The organism is Polaromonas sp. P3_A5, from assembly GCF_056403055.1.
In genome coordinates, this window is sequence record NZ_JBFUGF010000001.1 from 1,917,319 (window position 1) to 1,939,336 (window position 22,018).

The window sequence follows — 22,018 nt, forward strand, 5'->3', positions numbered from 1 at the left end:
CCTTCCCGAACCAAGAACACGAATACAAGAACGAACCCGAAAGAATCAACATGGCTATCGTAGAAGTCAAAGTCCCCCAGTTGTCCGAGTCCGTGGCCGAGGCCACCATGCTGCAGTGGAAGAAAAAAGTCGGTGATGCAATCGCGGTGGATGAAATCCTGATTGAGATCGAAACCGACAAGGTGGTGCTGGAAGTGCCGGCGCCTTCCGCCGGCGTGCTGACCGAGCTGGTCGTCGCGGACGGCGGCACGGTGGTGTCAGATCAGGTGATTGCCCGGATCGACACCGAAGGCAAAGCGGGTGCCGCTGCTCCTGCAGCCGCTCCGGCGGCGGCCGCTGCAGCACCTGCCGCTGCTGTTGTCTCCGCGCCTGCACCCGCAGCCGGTGGCTCCATGGCTGGCGTTCCCATGCCGGCTGCAGCCAAGCTGATGGCCGACAACAACCTTGCCGCTGGTTCGGTGCCTGGAACCGGCAAGGATGGCCGCGTTACCAAGGGCGACGTCCTCGGTGCGGCTGCTGGCGGTGCCAAGCCGGCCGCTGCTGTTGCCATTCCCACAGGCGTGCCTACTGCGGCCTTGCCGCAGGTTGCTGCTTCCGCCAAACCTTCCGATCTGGGTGACCGTCCCGAGCAGCGCGTGCCCATGAGCCGCCTGCGCGCGCGTATCGCCGAGCGCCTGCTGCAATCGCAGGCCACCAACGCCATCCTGACCACGTTCAATGAAGTGAACATGGCGCCGGTGATGGAAATGCGCAAGCGCTTCCAGGAGAAGTTTGAAAAAGAACACGGTGTGAAGATCGGCTTCATGAGCTTCTTCGTCAAGGCCGCTGTGCATGCGTTGAAGAAGTATCCCGTGCTCAACGCATCGGTTGACGGCAATGACATCGTTTACCACGGCTACTTCGACATCGGCATCGCCGTCGGTTCCCCGCGCGGCCTGGTGGTGCCCATTCTGCGCAATGCAGACCAGATGAGCTTTGCCGACATCGAGAAGAAGATTGCCGAATACGGTGCCAAGGCACGCGACGGCAAGCTGGGCATTGAAGAAATGTCCGGCGGTACTTTCTCGATCTCCAATGGCGGTGTTTTCGGCTCCATGTTGTCCACGCCCATCATCAACCCGCCGCAGTCGGCGATCCTGGGCGTGCATGCGACCAAGGACCGTGCCGTGGTCGAAAACGGCCAGATCGTGGTCCGTCCGATGAACTACCTGGCAATGAGCTATGACCACCGCATCGTCGACGGTCGTGAAGCTGTGCTGGGCCTGGTGGCGATGAAAGAAGCGCTGGAAGATCCTGCACGCCTGTTGTTCGACATCTAAGGCTGTCGATGCGCCGCCTCGTCGCCTGCCTGGCCTGCACGTTGAGCGTGGGTCTGGCTGCGGCTGCTGCGCCGGCTGGCGACAACTGGAGCGGTTACTACGGGCTGCAATGGGTCAGTGTTTCGCAGGCGGAGTCCCGGCTGGTATTGGCGAAGGCGCCGGATGCTGACCCGGGGAAGCTGGTTGAAACATACCAGTCGGACCTGGCGCGATGGACCATTGCCGATGTGCGGACCCCTACGGAAACCGTATTCCTGCGCCGCTTTCTCGCGGAGGAGTACGAGGGCTTTGGCTGGGCCGCGCTGCATGCCGCCGGCGGGATTGAATGCCTCGATGCCAGACATTTGTTTGTCTGCAAGACCACGCCCGGAACGACCGTGAAAATTGGCCGCGATGGTCCCCAGCAGGAAAGCCTGCAGGCGCGCACCGGTGTATTTGGAATCGTCCTCCATGCGGGGGCGTTTGAACTCAAGAAGGAATAAAGAAACATGTCTAAACAATTCGACGTCATCGTCATCGGTGGCGGCCCCGGCGGTTACATTGCCGCGATTCGCGCCGCCCAACTGGGTTTCAACGTCGCCTGTATCGACGAATGGAAGAACGCCAAAGGTGGCCCGGCCCTGGGTGGCACCTGCACCAACGTGGGCTGCATTCCGTCCAAGGCGCTGCTGCAATCGTCCGAACATTTCGACCACGCCAGCCACCACTTTGCCGATCATGGCATCGAGGTCAAAGGCCTCGGCCTGGATGTCACGAAGATGCTTGCCCGCAAGGACACGGTCGTCAAGCAGAACAACGACGGCATCGTCTACCTGTTCAAGAAGAACAAGGTCACCTTTTTTCACGGCCGCGGCTCCTTTGTCGCTGCAAAAGACGGCCTCTATGACGTCAAGGTCGCCGGTGCCGCTGAGGAAACCATCTCCGGCAAGCACATCATCGTGGCCACGGGTTCCAACGCCCGCGCTCTCCCGGGGGCACCATTTGACGAGGAAAACATCCTGTCGAATGACGGCGCACTGCGCATCGGCGCCGTGCCCAAGAAGCTGGGCCTGATCGGCTCCGGCGTGATCGGCCTGGAAATGGGCTCGGTCTGGCGCCGCCTGGGTGCAGACGTGACGGTACTGGAAGGCCTGCCGACGTTCCTGGGCGCAGTCGATCAGCAGATCGCCAAGGAAGCAAAGAAAGCATTCGACAAGCAGGGTCTGAAAATCGCGCTCGGCGTGAAGGTCGGCGAGATCAAGAGCGGCAAGAAAGGTGTGAGTGTTGCCTATACCGATGCCAAGGGCGAAGCCCAGACCCTGGAAGTGGACAAGCTCATCATCTCCATTGGCCGGGTAGCCAACACCCAGGGCCTGAACCCTGAAGCCGTTGGCCTGAAGCTCGACGAGCGCGGCGCCGTGGTGGTGGATGAGGAATGCAAAACCAGCCTGCCCAATGTCTGGGCTATCGGCGACGTGGTACGCGGCCCCATGCTGGCGCACAAGGCCGAGGAAGAGGGCGTTGCGGTTGCCGAGCGCATTGCTGGGCAGCATGGTCACGTCAACTTCAACACGATTCCCTGGGTGATCTACACCAACCCTGAAATCGCCTGGGTGGGCCAGACCGAAGAGCAGCTCAAGGCTGCCGGCCGGGCATACAAGGCAGGGACTTTCCCGTTCATGGCCAATGGCCGCGCACGCGCGCTGGGTGACACGACTGGCATGGTGAAGATGCTGGCCGATGCCGCGACGGATGAAATTCTCGGCGTGCACATCGTCGGTCCGATGGCCAGCGAACTGATCGCCGAATGTGTGGTGGCCATGGAATTCCGGGCCAGCAGTGAAGACATTGCCCGCATCTGCCATGCCCATCCGTCCCTTAGCGAAGCGACCAAGGAAGCCGCGCTGGCAGTCGACAAGCGCACCTTGAACTTCTGAGCACGCAGGCAAGAAGTCGGTGAATCAACCGGTGCGCTCGGCGTACGACGCCGAACTTGCGGCGCGGGGCTATCAAAGCGATCCTGCCCAGTTGCGGGCAGTCGAAGCGCTTGAGCGTTGCGCCTCTGAGTGGGCGGCGTTCAAGGAGCAGCGCTCCAATGCCATCAAGAAGCTGATAAACCGGCCTGATATCCCTCGTGGCGTGTACATGCACGGAGGCGTTGGCAGGGGAAAAAGTTTCTTGATGGACTGCTTTTTCGGGGCTGTCCCGCTCAGGCGCAAGGTACGGCTGCACTTTCACGAGTTCATGCGCGAGGTGCACCGGGAGTTGCAGGACCTTCAGGGTACGGCGAATCCGCTGGATGAGCTGGGCCGGCGCATTGCGAAGCGATACCGGCTCATCTGTTTTGACGAGTTTCATGTGGCGGACATCACCGACGCGATGATTCTTCATCGTCTGTTGTCGGCGCTGTTTGACAATGGAGTCGGCTTTGTCACAACTTCCAACTTTCTGCCGGACGAGCTGTATCCGAATGGCATGCATCGCGACCGTGTTCTCCCGGCCATTGAACTCCTGAAGGCCAAGCTGGAGGTCATCAGTGTTGACAACGGGACGGACTACCGCGGGCGCACGTTAGCCCAGGCGAAGCTCTATCACACCCCGCTAGGCCTTCAGGCCGATGCTGAAATGACTGAAACTTTTAATGCGCTGGCAGAGTCTCAGGATGAGAACCCGGTATTGCAGATTGAGTCCAGGCAAATCCAGGCCAGGCGCAAGGCGGGGGGGGTCGTCTGGTTTGACTTCAAGACGCTGTGCGGTGGTCCGCGTTCGCAAAACGATTACCTGGAAATAGCCACGCAGTTTCATACCGTGCTGCTAAGCGATGTACCGCATATGCCGGTGCGTATGGCGTCGGAGGCACGGCGGTTTACCTGGCTGGTGGATGTGCTGTATGACCGCCGGGTCAAGTTGATCATGTCGGCAGAAGTCGCTCCTGAGGCGTTGTACACCGAGGGGCCGCTGGTACACGAATTCCCCCGTACGGTTTCCCGGCTCAACGAAATGCAGTCAAAGGAATTCCTGGCGCTTGAACGCAGAAACGTGGATACAACACTCACATGAAGCATCTGGTTACCGCCTGTTTTCTCATCGCTTTAAGCGTGCTCGCGAATGCGCAGTCCACGGTCGAGACGGCTGCACCCGCTGACCAGATGCGAAGCATTGATGCCGAGCGGACGAGAATCAGCGCCGAACGCAACAGGCTGGAAGCAGGATTTTTGGCTGAGGATGCAGCCTGCTACGACCGGTTTGCCGTCAACAGCTGCCTGGGAAAAGTCAATGACCGGCGGCGCGAAGCCATGGCAGACCTTCGCCGGCAAGAGCTGTCGCTCAATGACGAGGAACGCCGCATCAAGGGTGCGGAGCAGATCCGTAAAACGGAAGAAAAATCGTCACCGGAGAAACAGCAGGAAGCCGCGGATCGTCGGGCGAAGGCTCTGGAAGACTCCCAGTCTCGTCTTGAGCGGGAAAAAAAGAAAACCGAAGACCGTGCGGCGGCCAAGGCAGGTGAGCAAGGTAGTAGTGACGCGAACGCTGCCAGATTAAAAAGCGGTCAGGAAAAATCCCAGTCCAGAAGCGAAAAGCAGGCTGTTGCAGCGGAAGAGGCTAAAAAATTCAACGACCGCCAAAAGGAGGCGCTGGAGCGCAAAGCCCAGCATGAAAGAGATCGTCTGAAGCAGACCAAGCCGCCAGCGAAGTCCTTACCCTTACCCGACTAAGCGGGCCGGTGGCTCAGCGGCCAAAGGCTCGAGTTTGACAATCACCAGCGAGAGATTGTCACCGCCGCCTCGCGCGCGGGAACGTGCTTTCTGAATCAGGAATTCAGTGGCTTCACGGGGTGACAGCATGGACAGGGCTGAGCCCATTTCACTGGTGCTGAAATAGTGCCAGACCCCATCGCTGCAAGCCAGCAGGACGTCTTCAGGCCGGAGTTGCGGGATGAAATGGTGGGTAATAGGTGGCGCATCTTCCGTACCCAGGCAACCCATCAGGATGTTTGACTGCGGATGAACATTGGCTTCTTCCTCAGTAATCTCGCCTTTGTCCACCAGAGTCTGCACATACGAATGGTCCACCGTCCTGTGTACCAGCTTGCTGCCCTGGTAATGGTAGATCCTGGAGTCTCCGGTATGTACCCAGTGACAGTCCCCACCCGGGTTGATCAGAAATGCCGCCAGCGTGCTGTGCGGTTCCTGCTCAGCCGAGATCGCAGTCAATTTGATGACGATATGGGCCTCTTCAATGACCTGCTTGAGCATCGCAGGCGCATCGTCCGTTTCCGGGGCATAACGTTCAAAAAGCTGCTTGGCCGTCAACATGACCTGATCGGAGGCTTTGCGCCCCCCGCTACGGCCTCCCATACCGTCCGCCACGATACCCAGCATGCAGCCGGGAATGCGTGAGTGACTGAACAGGTTGACCTGATCCTGCTGGTAGTCCCGATCGCCTTTATGGATACCGGTGGACGCTGTGATTCGATAACCTTTGGACATTGTGTGGTCGTTCAAGCGCGAGCTCGATTTATGGTCGCAATCGACGTATTATCAAGCGAAGCAGCGTGTACGGATAAAAACCTTGGACTTAAATCTACATTCCCCGGAACGCCAGCTGATCGAACTCAAAATGGAGCACGCCGATCTCAATGCGCTGGTGGACCTGACCGCGCACGCCTTTCCCATTGACGAGTTGTTGCTCAGGCGCCTCAAAAAGCGGCGTTTGCAGCTTCGTGACCAGATTGCACAGCTTGAGCTGTCGCTGGATCCCCCAGAGCCTGCTTGATGACCCTTGCGATTGAAGTCGAAGAGGCCTTCGCGCCGGGAGGCGTCCTGTCGCGTGCCGCTGAGCATTTTGTGCCTCGCAGCGGCCAGACCGAAATGGCCCTGGCCGTGGCGCGTGCCATTGAGGGTGCATACCCCTTGGTGGTCGAGGCCAGCACCGGCGTCGGTAAAACTTTTTCCTACCTGGTCCCCGCTTTGCTGAGCGGCGAGCGTGTGTTGTTGTCGACGGCGACCAAGGCCTTGCAAGACCAGCTTTTCGGTCGTGATTTGCCGCGCCTGGTGGAGGCGCTGGGTCTTCCGGTCAGCACGGCGCTTCTCAAGGGGCGGGCCAGCTACCTGTGTCTGCACCGCATGGAAATGGCGCGTCAGGAGGCTTATTTGCCCGACGGCGTTTCCGTGCGCGCCCTGGCCAAAATTGAAGAATGGTCCAAGCTCACGCGCACCGGCGACCTGGCCGAACTCCCGGGGCTGGACGAACGTTCGCCGATGATTCCTCTGGTGACCTCCACGCGTGAAAACTGCCTGGGCGCCACCTGTCCGCGTTTTCGGGCCTGTCATGTGAACCTGGCCCGCAGGGAGGCCATGGCTGCCGACGTGGTGGTGATCAACCACCACCTGTTCTTTGCCGATCTGGCGGTGCGCGAATCCGGCGTCGCTGAGTTGCTGCCTTCCGTGCGCATCGCCATCTTCGATGAAGCGCACCAGCTCAACGAGACCGGTGTGCAATTTCTGGGAACAAACCTGACCACGGGCCAGCTTCTTGATTTTGCAAGGGACATGCTGGCAACTGGCCTGCAGCTGGCCCGCGGGCTGGTGGACTGGCAGGAGGTGGTGTCGACCGTCGAGCACGCTGCGCGCGAGCTGCGTCTGTGTGCCGGGAAACAGTACCCAGGCACCAAACTGCGATGGGTGGGTGAGTCTCCGGAGGGGTTGAATGCGGCTGAGTGGACCAGTGCGTTGCAAGTCATTCACACGTCTTGCGAGCAGGCTTCTGCCGCCCTGGATACGGTCAGTGAAATCGCGCCTGATTTCGTTCGCCTCCATGAGCGTGCCGAGGAGCTGGCGGAACGCGCCCAGCGCTTCGTTCAGGCATGCGAGGCGGGCTGCGTGCGCTGGGCTGACGTGGGAACCCAGCTCCGGCTGGTCGAATCGCCGCTGGATATTTCGAAGGCGGTGAAAAGCAAAGTGCTGGGCGCTTCCGCCGGCTCGGCAAAGTCATGGATATTCACTTCTGCCACACTGGGAGATGACGACAAGCTCAGCTGGTTTACCAAGCCTTGCGGGCTGGAGGATGCCGAGGTCTTGCGGGTAGGAAGTCCTTTTGATTACGAGAGGCAGGCGGCGTTATATGTGCCTGGGGTGTTCCCCAAACCGGGAGACCCCGCGCACACCATGAAAGTCGCCGAAGCTGCAGCCAGATGGTCGAGACGTCTCGGGGGGCGCACTATGGTTTTGACGACCACACTGCGGGCTTTGCGCACCATTGGTGATGCACTCAGAGAGGTTTTTCTGAATTCGCCGGACATGGAGGTGCTGGTTCAGGGGGCCATGCCCAAGCGTGTGCTGATTGAACGCTTCCGAGAAGGCAATGCCAAAGGCGGCAAAGGCTGCGTGCTGGTGGCTTCGGCGTCATTTTGGGAGGGCATTGACGTGCCTGGCGACGCGCTTCAACTGGTTGTCATTGACAAGCTGCCTTTTCCTCCTCCGAACGACCCGCTGGCAGAGGCGCGCTCAAAGCTCCTCGAATCACAAGGACGCAGTGCTTTTAACGACTATTTTCTGCCCGAGGCGGCGGTGGCTCTCAAGCAGGGTGCCGGGCGTCTGATACGCCGAGAAAGTGACCAGGGGGTGTTGGTGGTGTGCGACAGCCGCCTGGCAACCATGGGTTATGGGCGGCGTTTGCTGAGAGCTCTTCCGCCGATGCGGCGGTTGGCATCCGAGGAGGAGCTGTTCGACCGGCTGGAAGCTCTTACCAGAACTTGTACCAAGGATTGTCTCCCGACTTGAATCCCTTGCTTAAGTATTCGCTTTGCGGGTAGCTCTTTTCGAGGATACGGCGGGTATCGTCACGCAATTCAACCATACCCAGCGCTTCGTAGGACTTATAAAGAATGAAGGTAGCCTCTTCCAATGCGGGTACATCGCGGTAGTCGGCGATTGCACTCTGCGCACGGTTGATTGCCGCCACGTAGGCACCCCTTGAGTAATAGTACCGCGCGACATGCACTTCGGATTGGGCCAGCGAGTTCACGATATAGCTCATCCGCAGACGGGCATCCGGCGAGTATTTTGACTCTGGAAAGCGAGTCACAAGATCCCTGAATGACTCAAAGGATTCCTTGGCTGCTTTTTGGTCCCTTTCGGACAAGTCCTGACGGGAGATAAACCCGAAAATGCCGAGATTGTCATTGAAGTTCACCAGGCCTTTGAGGTACAGCGCATAGTCCAGGGCCGGGCTGGCCGGATGCAGTCTCATAAACCGGTCCAATGTCGCGATGGCCTGGGCTTGTTCTCCTCCCTTGTACTGGGCATAAGCTTTCTCAAGCTGCGCTTGCTGGGCGAGGGGGGTACCTGCAGCACGGCCTTCCAGTTTTTCGTACAACGGGATCGCCTTGTCATAGGCCCCGCCGCTGGCCTCATCCTTTGCTTCGGCGTAAATCTTGTTGGGGCTCCATGTGGCCGTCTTGTCGGGCGCAGGGGTGCTCGAGCATCCGGCAATCACAAAAGATAAAGCGCAAACGGCTGCAAAAAGCGGCATTGCATTGGGAACAACCGATAATTTGGTGGAAAACATTGCAATCGACCTTCTTGATGACTGATTCAGAACAAAGCAAATTGATTATATCGGGCGCTACTGCGCCTGAGGAGGTTCCCGATGAGGCGCTGGAGGAGGGCGATACGGCTGTCGAGGTGGAGTTGCGGCAGGTAGCTGTCCCGGTCGAAAGCCATGGCAGCCGTCTCGACCGCGCGTTGGCCGCCATTGTGCCCGAGTTCTCGCGCACGTATCTTCAGCAGTTGATCGACTCAGGCATGGTGAAACTCGGGGGCTCTACAGTCACCAAGACATCCACGAAGGTCAAGGCTGGTGATGAACTCGCCATTGAGTTGCGTCCAACGCCGCAAAGCCAGGCATTCAGGCCTGAAGCGATGGCACTGGACATCGTGTTCGAGGACGCTTACCTGATGGTGATCAACAAACCTGCCGGGCTGGTTGTGCATCCGGCGCCCGGCAACTGGAGCGGGACCTTGTTGAACGGCTTGCTCGCGCATGATCCGCAGGCCGTCTTCCTGCCACGCGCCGGCATTGTTCACCGCCTTGATAAAGACACCAGCGGTTTGATGGTGGTCGCCCGGCAGCGGACGGTGATGGACCAGTTGGTCGGCCTGATCGCCGCCCGCGACGTGAGCCGGGAATATGTCGCACTGGCCCACGGTGCCTGGCTGGGCGGGAAAACCCGGCAGGTAGAAGCTGCCATTGGGCGGGATCCACGCAACCGTTTGCGGATGGCCGTGGTGGACTTGGAAAAGAATGCCGGGAAGTCGGCATCCACTATGGTGTCGCTGCTTCAAAGTGCCGGTGAGCACTGCCTGGTCAAATGCAAGCTGCACACCGGTCGCACGCACCAAATCCGGGTCCATATGGCCTTCATTGGCCATCCCCTGGTATCCGACGAGTTGTACGGGGGGGCTCCTGCTCCTGGGCTTGGCCGTCAGGCGCTGCATGCGTGCCGGCTGGCATTCGAGCATCCGGTGACTGGCAAAGTGATGGAATTCCGGTCGGACCCTCCGGCCGACCTTCAGGCCGCTATTTCCGGTTTGGGCCTGATATACAATCAAATCCAGTAGTTTTCAGCTACCTGCACCATGGCATCCTGATCAGGAGATTGCGTATTGGGTGCCCTGCGCGCCAAGCGCCGAACCCACGTTTTCCCGGCCTTTTTTTCCGCTTTTTTTCGGAACGACCACAATCATGAATACGACGGATGCAAAACGCGTCCTCGAAACAGCACTTATTTGCGCGCAGCAACCATTGCCCCTGCGCGAAATGGGAGTTCTGTTTAACGGGGTATTGACTGCGGACAGCCTCAAGCTGGTGCTTGAGGAGTTGCAAAGCGATTGGTCTGGTCGTGGCGTGGAACTTGTTCACGTGGCGACGGGATGGCGCTTTCAAAGCAGGCCGCAGATGCGTGAATATCTGGACCGGCTGCACCCCGAAAAACCCCCGCGTTATAGCCGTGCCACACTGGAAACCTTGGCCATCATTGCGTATCGTCAGCCGGTGACGCGCGGTGACATGGAGGACATCCGGGGAGTCACGATCAACAGCATGATCCTCAAGCAGCTCGAAGACCGCGGGTGGGTGGAGGTGATCGGCCATCGGGAAACTGTCGGCCGGCCGGCACTTTATGCCACCACCCGGCAGTTTCTTGACGACCTTGGGGTCGAGTCGCTGGACCAGCTTCCCGTGATGGACGACAGCCCGAATCAGCTTCCGATGCTCGAGCAGATTGAGTTTGGCATCTCTGAACTTGCGGGCAAGCCGGAGGCGGACGCGGATGGTACAGATGTTGAGCGGCTTGAGCCTGCTGTGCTGGAGCCTGCTGTGCTGGAGCCCGTGTCAGGCACGGTTGAAGAGTTTGAGATTGGTGAGATCGCCGAGGCGCCAACTCTGTACACGCAATCAGAGGTCGCTGGCGACAGTGATACCGAGCCTCTTGAGAGCAATGAGACCGGTGGCGATGAGCCCACCCGAATGTAAATCATGACCCAACAAGACCCTCCTGCTTCCGAATCTGCGGACACACCTCGTGAGCCGCAGGACAAGGTGCTCATAGAGGAGCAAGCCTTGCAAGATTTGCCGGAAGCAATAGCACGCTCCGAGTCCGGCCCCGCGCAAGCCATCCGTGCTCCAGCGCCGCGGCCTTCAGCCGGCCGCAACGCCCCAGCCCCGGGTGCCATCCGGTTTGAGGATGTCGTGACGGGGCAATTCGATGCTGATGAGGAAGACGTTGCCTTGGCATTGCCCAAGCGAGTGCTCGCGCCCCAGCCCGAAACCCCCAAGTTGCACAAAGTGCTTGCCCAGGCGGGGCTGGGTTCACGGCTGGAGATGGAGCAACTGATTCTGGAGGGGCGAATCTCGGTCAACGCTGAGCCTGCCCATATAGGACAACGCATCCAGTTTGGCGATACGGTCAAAGTCAATGGCAAGCCAATCCGGGTGCGTATCGACCCGCCGCCGCCGAGGGTGATTGCCTATCACAAGCCCACCGGAGAGGTGGTCACGCATGATGACCCGCAAAACCGTCCGACCGTTTTTCGCCGTTTACCCAAGCTGTTCCAGGGAAAGTGGCAATCGGTCGGTCGCCTCGACTTGAATACGGAGGGCCTTCTGCTGCTGACCAGTTCGGGTGAATTGGCCAACAAGCTGATGCATCCGCGTTTCGGCCTGGAGCGTGAGTACGCTGTCCGTGTGCTCGGTGCGCTCAGTAACGAAGAGAAAAAACGTCTGCTCGAAGGTGTGAACCTGGATGACGGCATGGCCCAGTTCAGCTCCATTGAAGCCGGAGGGGGGGAAGGCGCTAACTGCTGGTACAAGGTCACCATTTCCGAGGGGCGTAACCGCGAGGTCAGACGGATGTTTGAGGCAGTGGGGCACGCTGTCAGTCGCCTTATTCGCATCCGCTATGGGGCCATGGTTCTCCCGCGCGGCCTTAAGCGTGGCGCGTTTGTCGAGCTTGATGAGCGCGATATTTGGGCCCTGACAAACGCTTTGACCCGTTCTGAATCTCGCGCAGTGCTTGAGGGGGCGCAGGGAGCCGGCATTCATGGGGAGGGGGGTGAGCCACCGAGACGGGGACCGCGCCGAAACGAACGGCAGCGCGGGGACCGCGGACGGCCGTCAGCGCCAAACAGCGAAGCATCTCAAGCGCCGGTACAAGGCGGATCGGGGGACGATCAGGAGATTCATGATCCACATGAGTTGCAACCGCCGCTGAATCTTAACGATTCTGCATCCCGTGGAAACCGGCGCCGCGGTGGCAAGGGGCGCAACCAGGGCGGCAATCCGGGTGGTGGTTTCCGGACCGGCCAGCCGCAAGGCAACGGCAATGGAGTACAGGGACAAAAACGGCGGGATGACCGTGGTGACAAAGCTGCCGGAGGAGCGCAGCCCGATCCGATGAAAACCTCATTTGGTTATATCGGTGCGGACACTTTTACCCGGCAGCGACAGGGGCAAGGCCAGGGTCAGCAGCGTCGCGGGGGCGGTGGTACGGGCGGAAACGGTACCGGTGGACCGCGCCGCGGCGGTGCCGGTGGTGGAAACCGGGGGGGCGGCAATCGCGGCGGTGGGAGCCGTGGCGGAAATCGATGACCCCGCAGAGGCACCTCAAACCGCAAGGTTGATTTGAGCCAATACGCCTACAGGTTAAAATCATGGGCTTTATTCAAATTTTTGAATAATTTACGACTCCAAAAAATTTAAGTTAAGGAAATCTCATGGCAATCGAGCGCACTCTCTCCATCATCAAACCCGACGCCGTGGCGAAAAACGTCATTGGGCAAATCTATGCGCGTTTTGAAGCTGCTGGCTTGAAGATTGTGGCCGCCAGGATGGCTCACTTGTCGCAAGGCGAGGCTGAGGCTTTTTATGCGGTGCACAAAGAGCGCCCATTCTTCAAGGACCTGGTTTCCTTCATGATTTCCGGTCCCGTCATGATCCAGGCGCTGGAAGGTGAGGGCGCCATCCTGAAAAACCGTGATCTGATGGGAGCTACCGATCCGAAGAAGGCTGCCGCCGGCACCATTCGTGCGGATTTCGCAGACAGCATTGATGCCAATGCCGTCCATGGTTCGGATGCCGCTGAAACGGCCAAGGTGGAAATTGCTTTCTTCTTTCCCGGCATGAACGTTTACTCGCGTTAACTATGTCTCGCCCCATGCTTTGCTACACCCAGCCAGGGCCGTCGCTTGCTTGGGGCAGTTCAGTCGGTTCTCTACTGCGATGACTGCCAACCTTCTTGACTACGATCTGGATGGTTTGGCGGCCTTTTGTGGGCAGCTTGGTGAAAAGCGTTTTCGCGCCACACAGCTTTTCCGCTGGATCCACCAAAAAGGGGTTGCAGATTTCGGGCAAATGACGGATTTGGCAAAATCCCTGCGCGACAAGCTGGCAGGATCAGCTCAGGTCGTAAGCCCCACGGTGGTTTCCCGGCACGATTCCGCCGATGGCACTATCAAATGGTTATTTGATGTCGGTGCAGGCGATATCATTGAAACTGTTTTTATTCCCGAAACCGACCGAGGAACATTGTGCATTTCCTCGCAGGCCGGTTGTGCTGTTGGTTGCCGGTTCTGCTCCACGGGTCATCAGGGTTTCAGCCGTAACCTGACCACGGGAGAGATCGTTTCCCAGCTATGGTTTGCCGAGCATTTCCTGCGGCAGCATCTAGGCAGGGATGAACGGGTGATTTCCAACGTCGTCATGATGGGCATGGGTGAGCCCCTGCAGAACTACTCGCAGCTCCTGCCAGCCCTGAAGGTCATGCTTGACGACCATGGTTATGGCCTATCACGCCGACGGGTGACGGTATCGACATCGGGCGTTGTGCCCATGATTGATCGGTTGGCCGGGGACTGCCCGGTAGCCTTGGCTGTATCGCTGCATGCACCGGAAGATGGGCTGCGCGACAACCTTGTGCCTTTGAATAAAAAATACCCCATAGCCGAACTGCTTGCGGCTTGTACCCGCTATCAGTCATCGGCACCCCGGGACTTCATCACGTTTGAGTATTGCATGCTCGATGGTGTGAACGACCAGCCAGAGCATGCGCGTCAGCTCGTATCGCTGGTTCGGGCCCAGGCAGCGCAAGGGCTCTCCTGCAAATTCAACCTGATTCCCTTTAATCCATTTCCGGCTTCGGGGTTGAAGCGTTCTGACATGCCGCAGGTGATGGCATTTGCGAAAATCCTGATGGATGCGGGTATTGTGACAACCGTCAGAAAAACCCGGGGGGACGATATCGATGCAGCTTGCGGGCAACTGGCTGGCGATGTACAGGACCGCACAGGTGTGGATCAGCGCATGGCGGCGCAGCGGCAAGGTATGCTCGGGGGAATCAAGGTCGTAGTGGCCAAAGGGATGGGTACATGAGATTTCGCGCCAATATGATCTGGGTTCCAGCCTGCTGGCTGGCAGTATTGCTCGCAGGATGCGCCAATCACGCAGGCGCTCCAGGGTCTCCGGGCAACCGCACTGACATTATTACGGAATCAGACGAGCCTGATCAGCGCAGGCGTGCGCGTCTTCGGCTTGAATTGGCTTCGGGCTACTTCGAACAGGGGCAAACCAATGTGGCTCTCGACGAAATCAAGCAGTCGCTGACCACGGATCCAACTTTTGCGGAGGCCTACAACCTGCGCGGACTGGTGTACATGCGTCTTAACGATATTCCTCTGGCTGAGGATAGTTTTCGCAGGGCTCTTGCATTGAATCCCCGCGATGCGGATGTTGCGCATAACTATGGATGGTTGATGTGCCAGCAAGGACGCTATAACGAGTCTTCTCGGTTCTTTGCCCAGGCCGTGGCGAACCCAACATACGCAGGCAAGGCCAAAACGCTGATGGCGCAGGGGGTTTGTCAGGTTCGTGCTGGACAGCATGCAGAAGCCGAGCAAAGCCTCCTGCAGTCTTATGAATTGGATGCAGGAAATCCTGTTACTGGTTACAACCTGGCTAGTCTTTTGAACGATCGTGGCGATCTAACTCGGGCGCAGTTTTACATACGACGACTGAACAACAGTGATCTTGCAAATGCTGAAACCCTGTGGCTAGGCATCAAAATCGAGCGTAAATTAAACAACCGGGATACGGTACGGCAGCTCGGTGATCAGCTAAAAAAGCGTTTTGCGCAGTCCCGGGAGGCTGCTGCTTATGACAAAGGGGCGTTCAATGAGTGACGCTGACGTTGTTGCATCGGCTGGGGAGGCCATATCTGGAATGGCTGCGTCTGGCGTTGACCGGGGTACTGACTTCGAGCCCACGGCAGGCACACTGCTTCGTGAGGCAAGAGAGGCTGCAGGCATACATATCGCGGCCCTCGCAGTATCTTTGAAGGTTCCGGTAAAAAAACTCGAAGCGCTGGAGCTGGATCGCTTTGACTTGCTGCCGGATGCTGTTTTTGTTCGGGCCCTGGCTTCCAGCGTGTGCCGTAGCCTGAAACTGGATGCGGCCCCTGTGCTTGAACGCTTGCCTCAAACCAGCGCCCCCAAGCTGATATACCAAGGTGCTGGCATCAATGCACCGTTTCGCTCGCCAGGGGAAGGCCCCCGGCCTGCTGTGTGGACCCAGGTTTCGAAGCCTGCAGTGCTGGCTGGCCTGGCGTTGTTGCTTGGTGCTCTGGTATTGATTTTCCTGCCAGTCATCAAGCCGGATGCCACGAAGGGTCAGAGTGATAGCGAGATGCAAGCTGGCGGTGCCGAGGCCGCCAAACCGCTGCCCGCAGCTGTGGCGATGACGGGCGGAGGATTGGTAAACGACGCCAAGCCTGTTTTTCCCACAGAGCAGAGTCATGAGACTTTTTCAGGCACCGGTGCTGCCACGGTTGCCGGCTCTTCTGCCGGCCCTGTTGTGACGACAACTACCTCTCTACCTGGTCCGGCCGTTCAGCCTGCTCCGGTGCCAGTGGCAAGTGGTGTTGCTGCACCTGTATCGCCAGCGGCACCGGCGGGTATCGTGACTTTTCGCGCCAGAGGCGAGTCCTGGGTGGAGGTGACGGATGCCAAGGGAACGGTTGTGCTGCGCCGTACTCTGACCGCCGGAGAGGTCGCTGGGGCGTCCGGGGCGTTGCCACTGGCCGCCGTGGTGGGTAAGGCAGATGTGACGCAAGTGCAGGTGCGCGGTCAGGCTTTTGATCTGAGCAGCGTGGCCAGGGACAATGTTGCCCGATTTGAGGTGAAATAATGACGAAGGGTTGCCTCCCGATCGAGTCCGCTTTTCCCAAAGCGCGGCGCTCTCTCCAGTCACAGGTGTCATGGGGCGGCCGTATTTTGACCGTCGGCGGTGATGCGCCGGTGCGCGTCCAGTCCATGACCAATACCGACACGGTGGATGCCATTGGTACCGCGATTCAAGTCAAGGAACTGGCGTTGGCGGGTTCCGAGATGGTTCGCATCACCGTCAACACGCCGGAAGCGGCGCAGGCTGTTCCGCATGTGCGTGAGCAACTCGATCGGATGGGGATCGACGTTCCACTGATAGGGGACTTTCATTACAACGGCCATAGGTTGTTGACGGATTACCCCGCTTGCGCGGAGGCGTTGTCCAAATACCGCATCAATCCTGGAAATGTTGGCAAGGGCGACAAACGTGACCGGCAGTTTGGCCAAATGATAGAGGTTGCCATGCGCTGGAAAAAACCAGTGCGTATCGGTGTGAACTGGGGCAGCCTTGATCAGGAACTGCTGGCCAGCTTGATGGATGAGAACAGTGCGCGTGCAGTCCCTTGGGATGCCAGGCAAGTCATGTATGAAGCATTGATTACGTCCGCGATCGATTCCGCCCGGCGCGCTGAAGAAATGGGAATGCCTCGTCACCAGATCATCCTTTCCTGCAAGGTAAGCGGTGTTCAGGACCTGATTTCGGTCTATCGAGAATTGGCCCGGCGCACAAATCACGTGCTTCACCTGGGGCTGACGGAAGCCGGTATGGCCACCAAGGGCACGGTGGCTTCTGCCACGGCGTTATCGATCCTGCTGCAAGAAGGCATTGGCGATACCATTCGCGTTTCCCTAACACCCCAGCCGGGTGAGGCCCGCACCCAGGAAGTGGTTATTGCGTCAGAGATTCTCCAGGCGCTTGGTTTGCGGACCTTTGTGCCCAGTGTGACGGCATGCCCAGGTTGCGGACGTACCACCAGTACGACCTTCCAGGAGCTGGCCAAGCAAATTGACGATTTTCTGCGTGCTCAGATGCCTGTCTGGCGCGAACAATATCCCGGCGTCGAAGGGCTCAAGGTCGCCGTCATGGGCTGTATCGTCAATGGACCGGGTGAAAGCAAACATGCCGATATCGGCATCAGCCTGCCCGGCTCCGGCGAGGCGCCGGCCGCACCGGTGTTTATTGATGGTGAAAAAAGACTGACCTTGCGTGGCGACAACATTGCGCAGGAATTCCAGGTCATTGTTGAAAACTACATTGAAAAACGCTTTGGCACGCACACCGTCGCTGAAGCTGCGTAACACCCATGGTTGAAAAAGCAGCTACCGGCCCGGTAGAAAAATCCGCCGTGGCCAAAGTGGAAAAACTGACAGGCGTCAAGGGGATGAACGACATCCTGCCCCAGGAGTCGGCTCGTTGGGAGTGGTTCGAAGCCAAGGTGCGCGCGTTGATGGCCCGCTATGCCTACGCCAATGTACGCACGCCGATCGTCGAGCCGACCGCGCTGTTTGTGCGTGGTCTTGGCGAGGTGACCGATATCGTCGAAAAGGAGATGTATTCCTTTGTCGATTCGATGAATGGCGACCGGCTCACGTTGCGCCCTGAGGCTACTGCCGGTATTGTGCGCGCGATGATCGAACACAACGCGCTGTACAACGGGCCGATACGGGTCTGGTCGGCGGTGCCGCTGTTTCGTCATGAGCGGCCACAGAAGGGGCGTTATCGCCAATTTCACCAAATCGACGTTGAAGCGCTGGGCTTTGCCGGACCCGATGTGGATGCCGAGCAAATTCTCATGTGCCGAGCGCTGCTGCACGACCTGGGCATTCCGATGGAGCACGTGCGGCTCGAACTGAACAGCCTGGGCCAGCCCAGCGAGCGAATGGCGCACCGTGCCGCGCTGATCACGCACTTTGAGGCGCATGCCGGCGTGCTTGACGAAGATGCAAAACGCCGGCTGCACAGCAACCCGTTGCGCATCCTCGATACCAAAAATCCTGCCATGCAATCCGTCGTGGAAGCCGCTCCGCAGCTCATGGACTTCCTTGGCGAGGCCTCGCTGGCGCACCTGAACGCGGTGCGCGCGGTGCTCGACGCGGTAGGGCTGGCCTATCGCATTAATCCGCGCCTGGTGCGTGGCATGGATTACTACAACCTCACGGTGTTCGAATGGGTCACCGACAAGCTTGGCTCACAGGGTACGGTTTGCGGCGGTGGCCGTTACGACGGCCTGTTCGAGCAGCTTGGCGGCAAGCCAACGCCTGCGGTAGGGTGGGGCATGGGTGTGGAACGAATGCTGCTTCTGCTTGAGGCGGTGGGCGTGTTGCCGCCGGTGAGCGGCCCTGACGTCTACGTGATCGTTCCGTCTGCCGAGATGATGCCAACCGTGATGGCAACCTGCGAAGCCTTGCGCGCTGCTGGCATCAACGTGCAGATGCACGCCGGCACAGGCGATGGCATGGGCAGCATGAAGTCCCAGTTCAAGAAAGCTGACGGTAGCGGTGCGCGCTACGCCCTGATTTTTGGCGAAACCGAGTTCGCTCAAGGCTGTGTTGCCGTCAAACACCTGCGGGGCGAAAAAGACCAAGCCTTGCAGGCCCAGGCACTCCAGCCCTTGGGGGATGTCATGGCCTGGGCTCACAGCCTGCGCGGCTGAGCCGCCACGGCCGGCCATTTGGAGTGCTGGCCGGGCCTCTACAATCACCCCAACTCAATCCGCACCATTTCCGGGGCAGAACAAAGACTTTTATGGCAAAACATCTCGATTTGGAAGAACAGGAACAGCTTGACGAGCTCAAGCACTTCTGGAAGCAGTACGGTGACATGATCACCTGGGCCCTGATTGTGGTGCTTGGCGCCTTTGCCGCATGGAACGGATACCAGTACTGGCAGCGTAACCAGGCAGCCCAGGCTTCGGTCATGTATGACGAAGTCGAGCGCGCTGTGCAGTCCGGTGACGTGGCAAAAATTGACCGCTCATTGGCCGACATGAAGGATCGTTTTGGCCGGACAGCGTACGCGCAGCAGGCGGGGTTGCTCGCCGCCAAGGCTTATTACGACAAGGGCAATGTTGACGCATCGCGCGCTGCCCTGAATTGGGTCGCTGAAAAAGCCTCTGATGAGGGCTATCAGGCCATTGCCCGGTTACGCCTTGCGGGGCTGCTGCTTGAGAAGAAGTCTTATGACGAGGCCCTGCAGCAGGTTTCGGGCCCTTTCCCGAAAGACTTCACGGCACTGGTTGCCGATCGGCGTGGCGATATTCTGGCAGCGCAGGGTAAGAAATCAGAGGCGAAAAGTGAATACGAAAAGGCTTACAAGGGGCTTGACGAGCGCTCCGAGTATCGGCGTCTGGTTGAGGTCAAGCTCAACGCGCTGGGGGTTGATCCCAACGCAGGGATAACCAAGGTCGATGCGCCATCGAATACAGAGGTGAAGAAATGATTTATCAATCTTTTAGGCCTTTGGCCCAAGCGGTTCGTGCGCCGGTAGCTATTGTTTTGATAGCAATTTTGAGTGGCTGTTCCTTTTTTGGCGGCGGTCCTGCGAAGCCCCAGCCCACAGAACTTCAGCCGGTGACAGGTCTGGTGTCTGCGCGCCAGATCTGGACCACCCGCGTGGGGCCGGTGAATTTCCCGCTTGAGATGGGAGTTTCGGGCAACACCGTGGCGGTGGCCAGCGGCGACGGCACCGTGGCTTTGCTGGACGCCCAAACCGGCCGTGATTTCTGGCGCCTTGCGCTGAATACACCCCTGGCCGCCGGTGCTGGAAACGACGGCAAGGTCGTTGCCGTGGTAACCAAGGCCAATGAAGTCATCGCGTTGCAGGATGGCAAGGAACTCTGGCGCCAAAAGCTGGGCGCCCAGGCATTTTCCGCTCCCTTCGTGGCTGGCTTGAGGGTATTTGTCCTGGCCGCAGACCGTTCGGTCACGGCCTTTGACGGGCTGACAGGTCGCAAGCTTTGGGCGCAGCAGCGGCCCAACGAGCCCCTGGTGCTTCGTCAGTCCGGCGTCATGCTGGCGGTGGGCGATACGTTGGTCGTAGGTTTGGCCGGCCGCCTCGTGGGCCTCAATCCCTCTAACGGTAGCGTCCGTTGGGAGGCGCCGATTGCCACGCCTCGCGGCATCAATGACGTGGAACGGCTCGTCGACCTGGTAGGACGCGTCAGCCGGCAGGGCGATATTGTTTGCGCGCGCGCATTCCAGGCGAGTGTTGGATGCGTCAATGCTGTGCGCGGCAACCTGCTGTGGGCCAAGCCGGCCAATGGTGTACAGGGCATTGATGGAGACGATCGCCTGCTGTTCGGCACCGAAACTGATGGCACGGTGAACGCCTGGCGCCGCACCGATGGTGAGCGTGCGTGGTCCACCGACCGCCTGCGCTACCGTAGCCTCACGGCGCCGGTGGTCGTCGGGCGCTCTATCGCCATGGGCGATTTTTCCGGCTACATCCACCTGCTTTCCCGCGAAGACGGCTCATTGCTCAATCGCCTGCCTACCGATGGCTCAGCCATTGCCGCAACGCCCGTGCTTGCTGGCAATACGCTGATCGCCGTGACGCAAAACGGTGGTATTTACGGCTTCCAGCCTCAATAAGGGCCTACGGTCCTGCCAGAAACTGATTGATGAAACCTGTCATAGCGCTAGTCGGCCGTCCGAATGTGGGCAAGTCGACGCTTTTCAACCGGCTGACCAAGACGCGGGATGCGATCGTGGCCGATTTCGCCGGCCTGACGCGGGATCGTCATTACGGTAACGGGAAGCTGGGACCCCACGAATACATCGTGATCGACACCGGCGGATTTGAACCCGATGCGGCGTCCGGTATTTACAAGGAAATGGCCAAGCAGACCCGGCAGGCGGTCGCGGAGGCCGATGTGGTCATCTTTGTGGTCGACGCCCGCGCCGGCATCAGTGCGCAGGACCACGATATTGCCAAATACCTGCGAAAGCTGGGCAAACCCACCATCCTGACTGCCAACAAGGCCGAGGGCATGACTGAAGGCGTGCAGCTGTCCGAGTTCTTTGAATTGGGCCTGGGCGAGATGCTGGCGGTTTCCGCCTCACACGGCCAAGGCATGCGCACGCTGATTGACATGGCCTTGGCGCCGCTCAATTTGCCGGATCCGGACGAAGAGGCTGAGCCTCAAGATCCTTCTGTGATTCGTCTGGCCGTGGCAGGACGCCCCAACGTGGGGAAGTCCACATTGATCAACACCTGGCTGGGCGAAGAACGCCTGGTGGCCTTTGATTTGCCCGGGACAACCCGCGACGCCATTTCTGTGCCTTTTGAGCGTGCCGGGCAGAAGTTTGAGCTGATTGACACGGCAGGACTGCGCCGCAAAGGCAAGGTTTTTGAGGCCATCGAGAAGTTTTCCGTGGTCAAGACCCTGCAGGCCATCGAAAACGCCAATGTAGTGCTGCTGCTGCTCGACGCCACCCAAGGTGTGACCGATCAGGACGCCCATATTGCCGGCTACATCCTCGAAAGCGGCCGTTCGGTAGTACTGGCCATCAACAAGTCGGACGCTGTGGACTCCTACCAGCGTGAGCTGCTCGAGCGCTCCATCGAGACCCGGTTGGGTTTCCTCAAATTTGCCGCCATCCATCCAATCTCAGCCATCAAACGGCAGGGCCTGGGGCCGGTCTGGAAGTCGATTGTTCAGGCCCATGCATCGGCCAACCGCAAGATGTCCACACCGGTGCTCACCCGGCTGCTGCTGGAAGCCGTGCAGTTCCAGCAACCCCAGCGCTCGGGTGTTTTCCGCCCCAAGCTGCGTTATGCCCATCAGGGCGGCATGAACCCACCCATCATCATCATCCACGGCAATTCGCTCGAGCATGTCACCGAGTCGTACAAACGCTATCTGGAAGGACGTTTCCGCAAGGAATTTGACCTGGTCGGCACGCCGCTGCGTATCCAGATGAAGAGCTCCCACAACCCCTTTAAAGACAAGGAATCGGCCTAGGACTACATGACCCGGGCCACGCCCTGTGGTAAGGTCAAGTTCT

Annotated in this window: 21 protein-coding genes; 19 read left to right on the forward strand and 2 right to left on the reverse strand. The window is 59.1% G+C overall.

Translation table 11 applies throughout. The annotated features are described in order from the left end of the window. Positions 1–50: 50 nt before the first annotated feature. The 5 genes from odhB to AC1DU8_RS09060 are packed head-to-tail and all read left to right on the forward strand — an operon-like array spanning position 51 to position 5,014. Positions 51–1,319, forward strand: coding sequence for a 2-oxoglutarate dehydrogenase complex dihydrolipoyllysine-residue succinyltransferase (odhB, locus tag AC1DU8_RS09040; RefSeq protein ID WP_457280657.1), 1,269 nt, complete (start codon positions 51–53; stop codon positions 1,317–1,319). An 8-nt stretch (positions 1,320–1,327) separates the two neighbouring features. Next, a complete protein-coding gene (locus AC1DU8_RS09045) occupies positions 1,328–1,801 on the forward strand; it encodes a hypothetical protein (RefSeq protein WP_457280658.1) in 474 nt (157 codons plus the stop codon). A gap of 6 nt (positions 1,802–1,807) precedes the next feature. Next, on the forward strand, positions 1,808–3,235 hold the full coding sequence (lpdA, locus tag AC1DU8_RS09050; protein ID WP_457280659.1) for a dihydrolipoyl dehydrogenase: 1,428 nt from the start codon (positions 1,808–1,810) through the stop codon (positions 3,233–3,235). Positions 3,236–3,254: 19 nt separating this feature from the next. Continuing rightward, positions 3,255–4,358: a cell division protein ZapE gene (gene zapE, locus AC1DU8_RS09055; protein WP_457280660.1), complete on the forward strand. Its 1,104-nt coding sequence runs from the start codon at positions 3,255–3,257 to the stop codon at positions 4,356–4,358. Next, a complete protein-coding gene (locus AC1DU8_RS09060; protein WP_457280661.1) occupies positions 4,355–5,014 on the forward strand; it encodes a hypothetical protein in 660 nt (219 codons plus the stop codon). The genes zapE and AC1DU8_RS09060 overlap by 4 nt, the downstream gene beginning before the upstream one ends. Here AC1DU8_RS09060 and AC1DU8_RS09065 read toward each other — a convergent pair. After that, positions 5,003–5,788, reverse strand: coding sequence for a PP2C family protein-serine/threonine phosphatase (locus tag AC1DU8_RS09065; protein WP_457280983.1), 786 nt, complete (start codon positions 5,786–5,788; stop codon positions 5,003–5,005). The genes AC1DU8_RS09060 and AC1DU8_RS09065 overlap by 12 nt on opposite strands. Before the next feature lie 82 nt (positions 5,789–5,870). On the opposite strand from AC1DU8_RS09065, the gene AC1DU8_RS09070 reads away from it, so the two are divergent. Both AC1DU8_RS09070 and AC1DU8_RS09075 read left to right on the forward strand, forming a co-directional pair. Continuing rightward, positions 5,871–6,074 carry a DUF465 domain-containing protein gene (locus AC1DU8_RS09070; protein WP_457280662.1) on the forward strand — a complete coding sequence of 68 codons (204 nt, stop codon included), beginning with the start codon at positions 5,871–5,873 and terminating at the stop codon, positions 6,072–6,074. After that, a complete protein-coding gene (locus tag AC1DU8_RS09075; protein WP_477702474.1) occupies positions 6,074–8,080 on the forward strand; it encodes an ATP-dependent DNA helicase in 2,007 nt (668 codons plus the stop codon). Before AC1DU8_RS09070 ends, AC1DU8_RS09075 begins: the two co-directional genes overlap by 1 nt. Here AC1DU8_RS09075 and AC1DU8_RS09080 read toward each other — a convergent pair. Continuing rightward, positions 8,043–8,867: an outer membrane protein assembly factor BamD gene (locus AC1DU8_RS09080; protein WP_457280664.1), complete on the reverse strand. Its 825-nt coding sequence runs from the start codon at positions 8,865–8,867 to the stop codon at positions 8,043–8,045. The two genes, AC1DU8_RS09075 and AC1DU8_RS09080, sit on opposite strands and share 38 nt — an antisense overlap. A gap of 17 nt (positions 8,868–8,884) precedes the next feature. Here AC1DU8_RS09080 and AC1DU8_RS09085 point away from each other — a divergent pair, with 17 nt between their 5' ends. The 12 genes from AC1DU8_RS09085 to der all read left to right on the forward strand — a co-directional run bounded on the left by AC1DU8_RS09085 (position 8,885) and on the right by der (position 21,975). Then, entirely contained in the window at positions 8,885–9,919 is a 1,035-nt protein-coding gene (locus AC1DU8_RS09085; protein WP_457280665.1) for an RluA family pseudouridine synthase, read from the forward strand. Between the two features lie 124 nt (positions 9,920–10,043). After that, positions 10,044–10,832, forward strand: coding sequence for an SMC-Scp complex subunit ScpB (scpB, locus tag AC1DU8_RS09090; RefSeq protein WP_477702475.1), 789 nt, complete (start codon positions 10,044–10,046; stop codon positions 10,830–10,832). 3 nt (positions 10,833–10,835) lie between these two features. Continuing rightward, on the forward strand, positions 10,836–12,446 hold the full coding sequence (locus AC1DU8_RS09095) for a pseudouridine synthase (RefSeq protein WP_457280667.1): 1,611 nt from the start codon (positions 10,836–10,838) through the stop codon (positions 12,444–12,446). A 125-nt stretch (positions 12,447–12,571) separates the two neighbouring features. Continuing rightward, complete coding sequence (gene ndk, locus AC1DU8_RS09100) at positions 12,572–12,997, forward strand: nucleoside-diphosphate kinase (RefSeq protein WP_457280668.1); 426 nt, start codon at positions 12,572–12,574, stop codon at positions 12,995–12,997. 79 nt (positions 12,998–13,076) lie between these two features. Beyond that, positions 13,077–14,225: a dual-specificity RNA methyltransferase RlmN gene (rlmN, locus tag AC1DU8_RS09105; protein WP_457280669.1), complete on the forward strand. Its 1,149-nt coding sequence runs from the start codon at positions 13,077–13,079 to the stop codon at positions 14,223–14,225. Beyond that, positions 14,222–15,031, forward strand: coding sequence for a type IV pilus biogenesis/stability protein PilW (gene pilW, locus AC1DU8_RS09110; protein WP_457280670.1), 810 nt, complete (start codon positions 14,222–14,224; stop codon positions 15,029–15,031). The genes rlmN and pilW overlap by 4 nt, the downstream gene beginning before the upstream one ends. Next, entirely contained in the window at positions 15,024–16,034 is a 1,011-nt protein-coding gene (locus AC1DU8_RS09115; RefSeq protein ID WP_477665911.1) for a RodZ domain-containing protein, read from the forward strand. Before pilW ends, AC1DU8_RS09115 begins: the two co-directional genes overlap by 8 nt. Continuing rightward, a complete protein-coding gene (gene ispG / locus AC1DU8_RS09120; RefSeq protein ID WP_477726658.1) occupies positions 16,034–17,311 on the forward strand; it encodes a flavodoxin-dependent (E)-4-hydroxy-3-methylbut-2-enyl-diphosphate synthase in 1,278 nt (425 codons plus the stop codon). The genes AC1DU8_RS09115 and ispG overlap by 1 nt, the downstream gene beginning before the upstream one ends. A gap of 5 nt (positions 17,312–17,316) precedes the next feature. Continuing rightward, positions 17,317–18,666 carry a histidine--tRNA ligase gene (gene hisS / locus AC1DU8_RS09125; protein WP_477726659.1) on the forward strand — a complete coding sequence of 450 codons (1,350 nt, stop codon included), beginning with the start codon at positions 17,317–17,319 and terminating at the stop codon, positions 18,664–18,666. A gap of 92 nt (positions 18,667–18,758) precedes the next feature. Beyond that, on the forward strand, positions 18,759–19,451 hold the full coding sequence (locus tag AC1DU8_RS09130) for a YfgM family protein (RefSeq protein ID WP_477726660.1): 693 nt from the start codon (positions 18,759–18,761) through the stop codon (positions 19,449–19,451). Then, positions 19,448–20,602, forward strand: a complete 1,155-nt coding sequence (gene bamB / locus AC1DU8_RS09135; RefSeq protein WP_477726661.1) for an outer membrane protein assembly factor BamB — start codon at positions 19,448–19,450, stop codon at positions 20,600–20,602. Before AC1DU8_RS09130 ends, bamB begins: the two co-directional genes overlap by 4 nt. Positions 20,603–20,631: 29 nt before the next feature. Further along, a complete protein-coding gene (gene der, locus AC1DU8_RS09140; protein WP_477690099.1) occupies positions 20,632–21,975 on the forward strand; it encodes a ribosome biogenesis GTPase Der in 1,344 nt (447 codons plus the stop codon). The last annotated feature ends 43 nt before the right edge of the window (positions 21,976–22,018 follow it).

Excerpts from the sequence above, each read along its gene's own strand:
- odhB (WP_457280657.1), top strand. The coding sequence starts at position 51 with ATGGCTATCGTAGAAGTCAAAGTCCCCCAGTTGTCCGAGTCCGTGGCC.
- AC1DU8_RS09045 (WP_457280658.1), top strand. The coding sequence starts at position 1,328 with ATGCGCCGCCTCGTCGCCTGCCTGGCCTGCACGTTGAGCGTGGGTCTG.
- lpdA (WP_457280659.1), top strand. The coding sequence starts at position 1,808 with ATGTCTAAACAATTCGACGTCATCGTCATCGGTGGCGGCCCCGGCGGT.
- AC1DU8_RS09060 (WP_457280661.1), top strand. The coding sequence starts at position 4,355 with ATGAAGCATCTGGTTACCGCCTGTTTTCTCATCGCTTTAAGCGTGCTC.
- AC1DU8_RS09065 (WP_457280983.1), bottom strand. The coding sequence starts at position 5,788 with ATGTCCAAAGGTTATCGAATCACAGCGTCCACCGGTATCCATAAAGGC.
- AC1DU8_RS09075 (WP_477702474.1), top strand. The coding sequence starts at position 6,074 with ATGACCCTTGCGATTGAAGTCGAAGAGGCCTTCGCGCCGGGAGGCGTC.
- AC1DU8_RS09080 (WP_457280664.1), bottom strand. The coding sequence starts at position 8,867 with ATGTTTTCCACCAAATTATCGGTTGTTCCCAATGCAATGCCGCTTTTT.
- AC1DU8_RS09085 (WP_457280665.1), top strand. The coding sequence starts at position 8,885 with ATGACTGATTCAGAACAAAGCAAATTGATTATATCGGGCGCTACTGCG.
- scpB (WP_477702475.1), top strand. The coding sequence starts at position 10,044 with ATGAATACGACGGATGCAAAACGCGTCCTCGAAACAGCACTTATTTGC.
- AC1DU8_RS09095 (WP_457280667.1), top strand. The coding sequence starts at position 10,836 with ATGACCCAACAAGACCCTCCTGCTTCCGAATCTGCGGACACACCTCGT.
- ndk (WP_457280668.1), top strand. The coding sequence starts at position 12,572 with ATGGCAATCGAGCGCACTCTCTCCATCATCAAACCCGACGCCGTGGCG.
- rlmN (WP_457280669.1), top strand. The coding sequence starts at position 13,077 with ATGACTGCCAACCTTCTTGACTACGATCTGGATGGTTTGGCGGCCTTT.
- pilW (WP_457280670.1), top strand. The coding sequence starts at position 14,222 with ATGAGATTTCGCGCCAATATGATCTGGGTTCCAGCCTGCTGGCTGGCA.
- AC1DU8_RS09115 (WP_477665911.1), top strand. The coding sequence starts at position 15,024 with ATGAGTGACGCTGACGTTGTTGCATCGGCTGGGGAGGCCATATCTGGA.
- ispG (WP_477726658.1), top strand. The coding sequence starts at position 16,034 with ATGACGAAGGGTTGCCTCCCGATCGAGTCCGCTTTTCCCAAAGCGCGG.
- hisS (WP_477726659.1), top strand. The coding sequence starts at position 17,317 with ATGGTTGAAAAAGCAGCTACCGGCCCGGTAGAAAAATCCGCCGTGGCC.
- AC1DU8_RS09130 (WP_477726660.1), top strand. The coding sequence starts at position 18,759 with ATGGCAAAACATCTCGATTTGGAAGAACAGGAACAGCTTGACGAGCTC.
- bamB (WP_477726661.1), top strand. The coding sequence starts at position 19,448 with ATGATTTATCAATCTTTTAGGCCTTTGGCCCAAGCGGTTCGTGCGCCG.
- der (WP_477690099.1), top strand. The coding sequence starts at position 20,632 with ATGAAACCTGTCATAGCGCTAGTCGGCCGTCCGAATGTGGGCAAGTCG.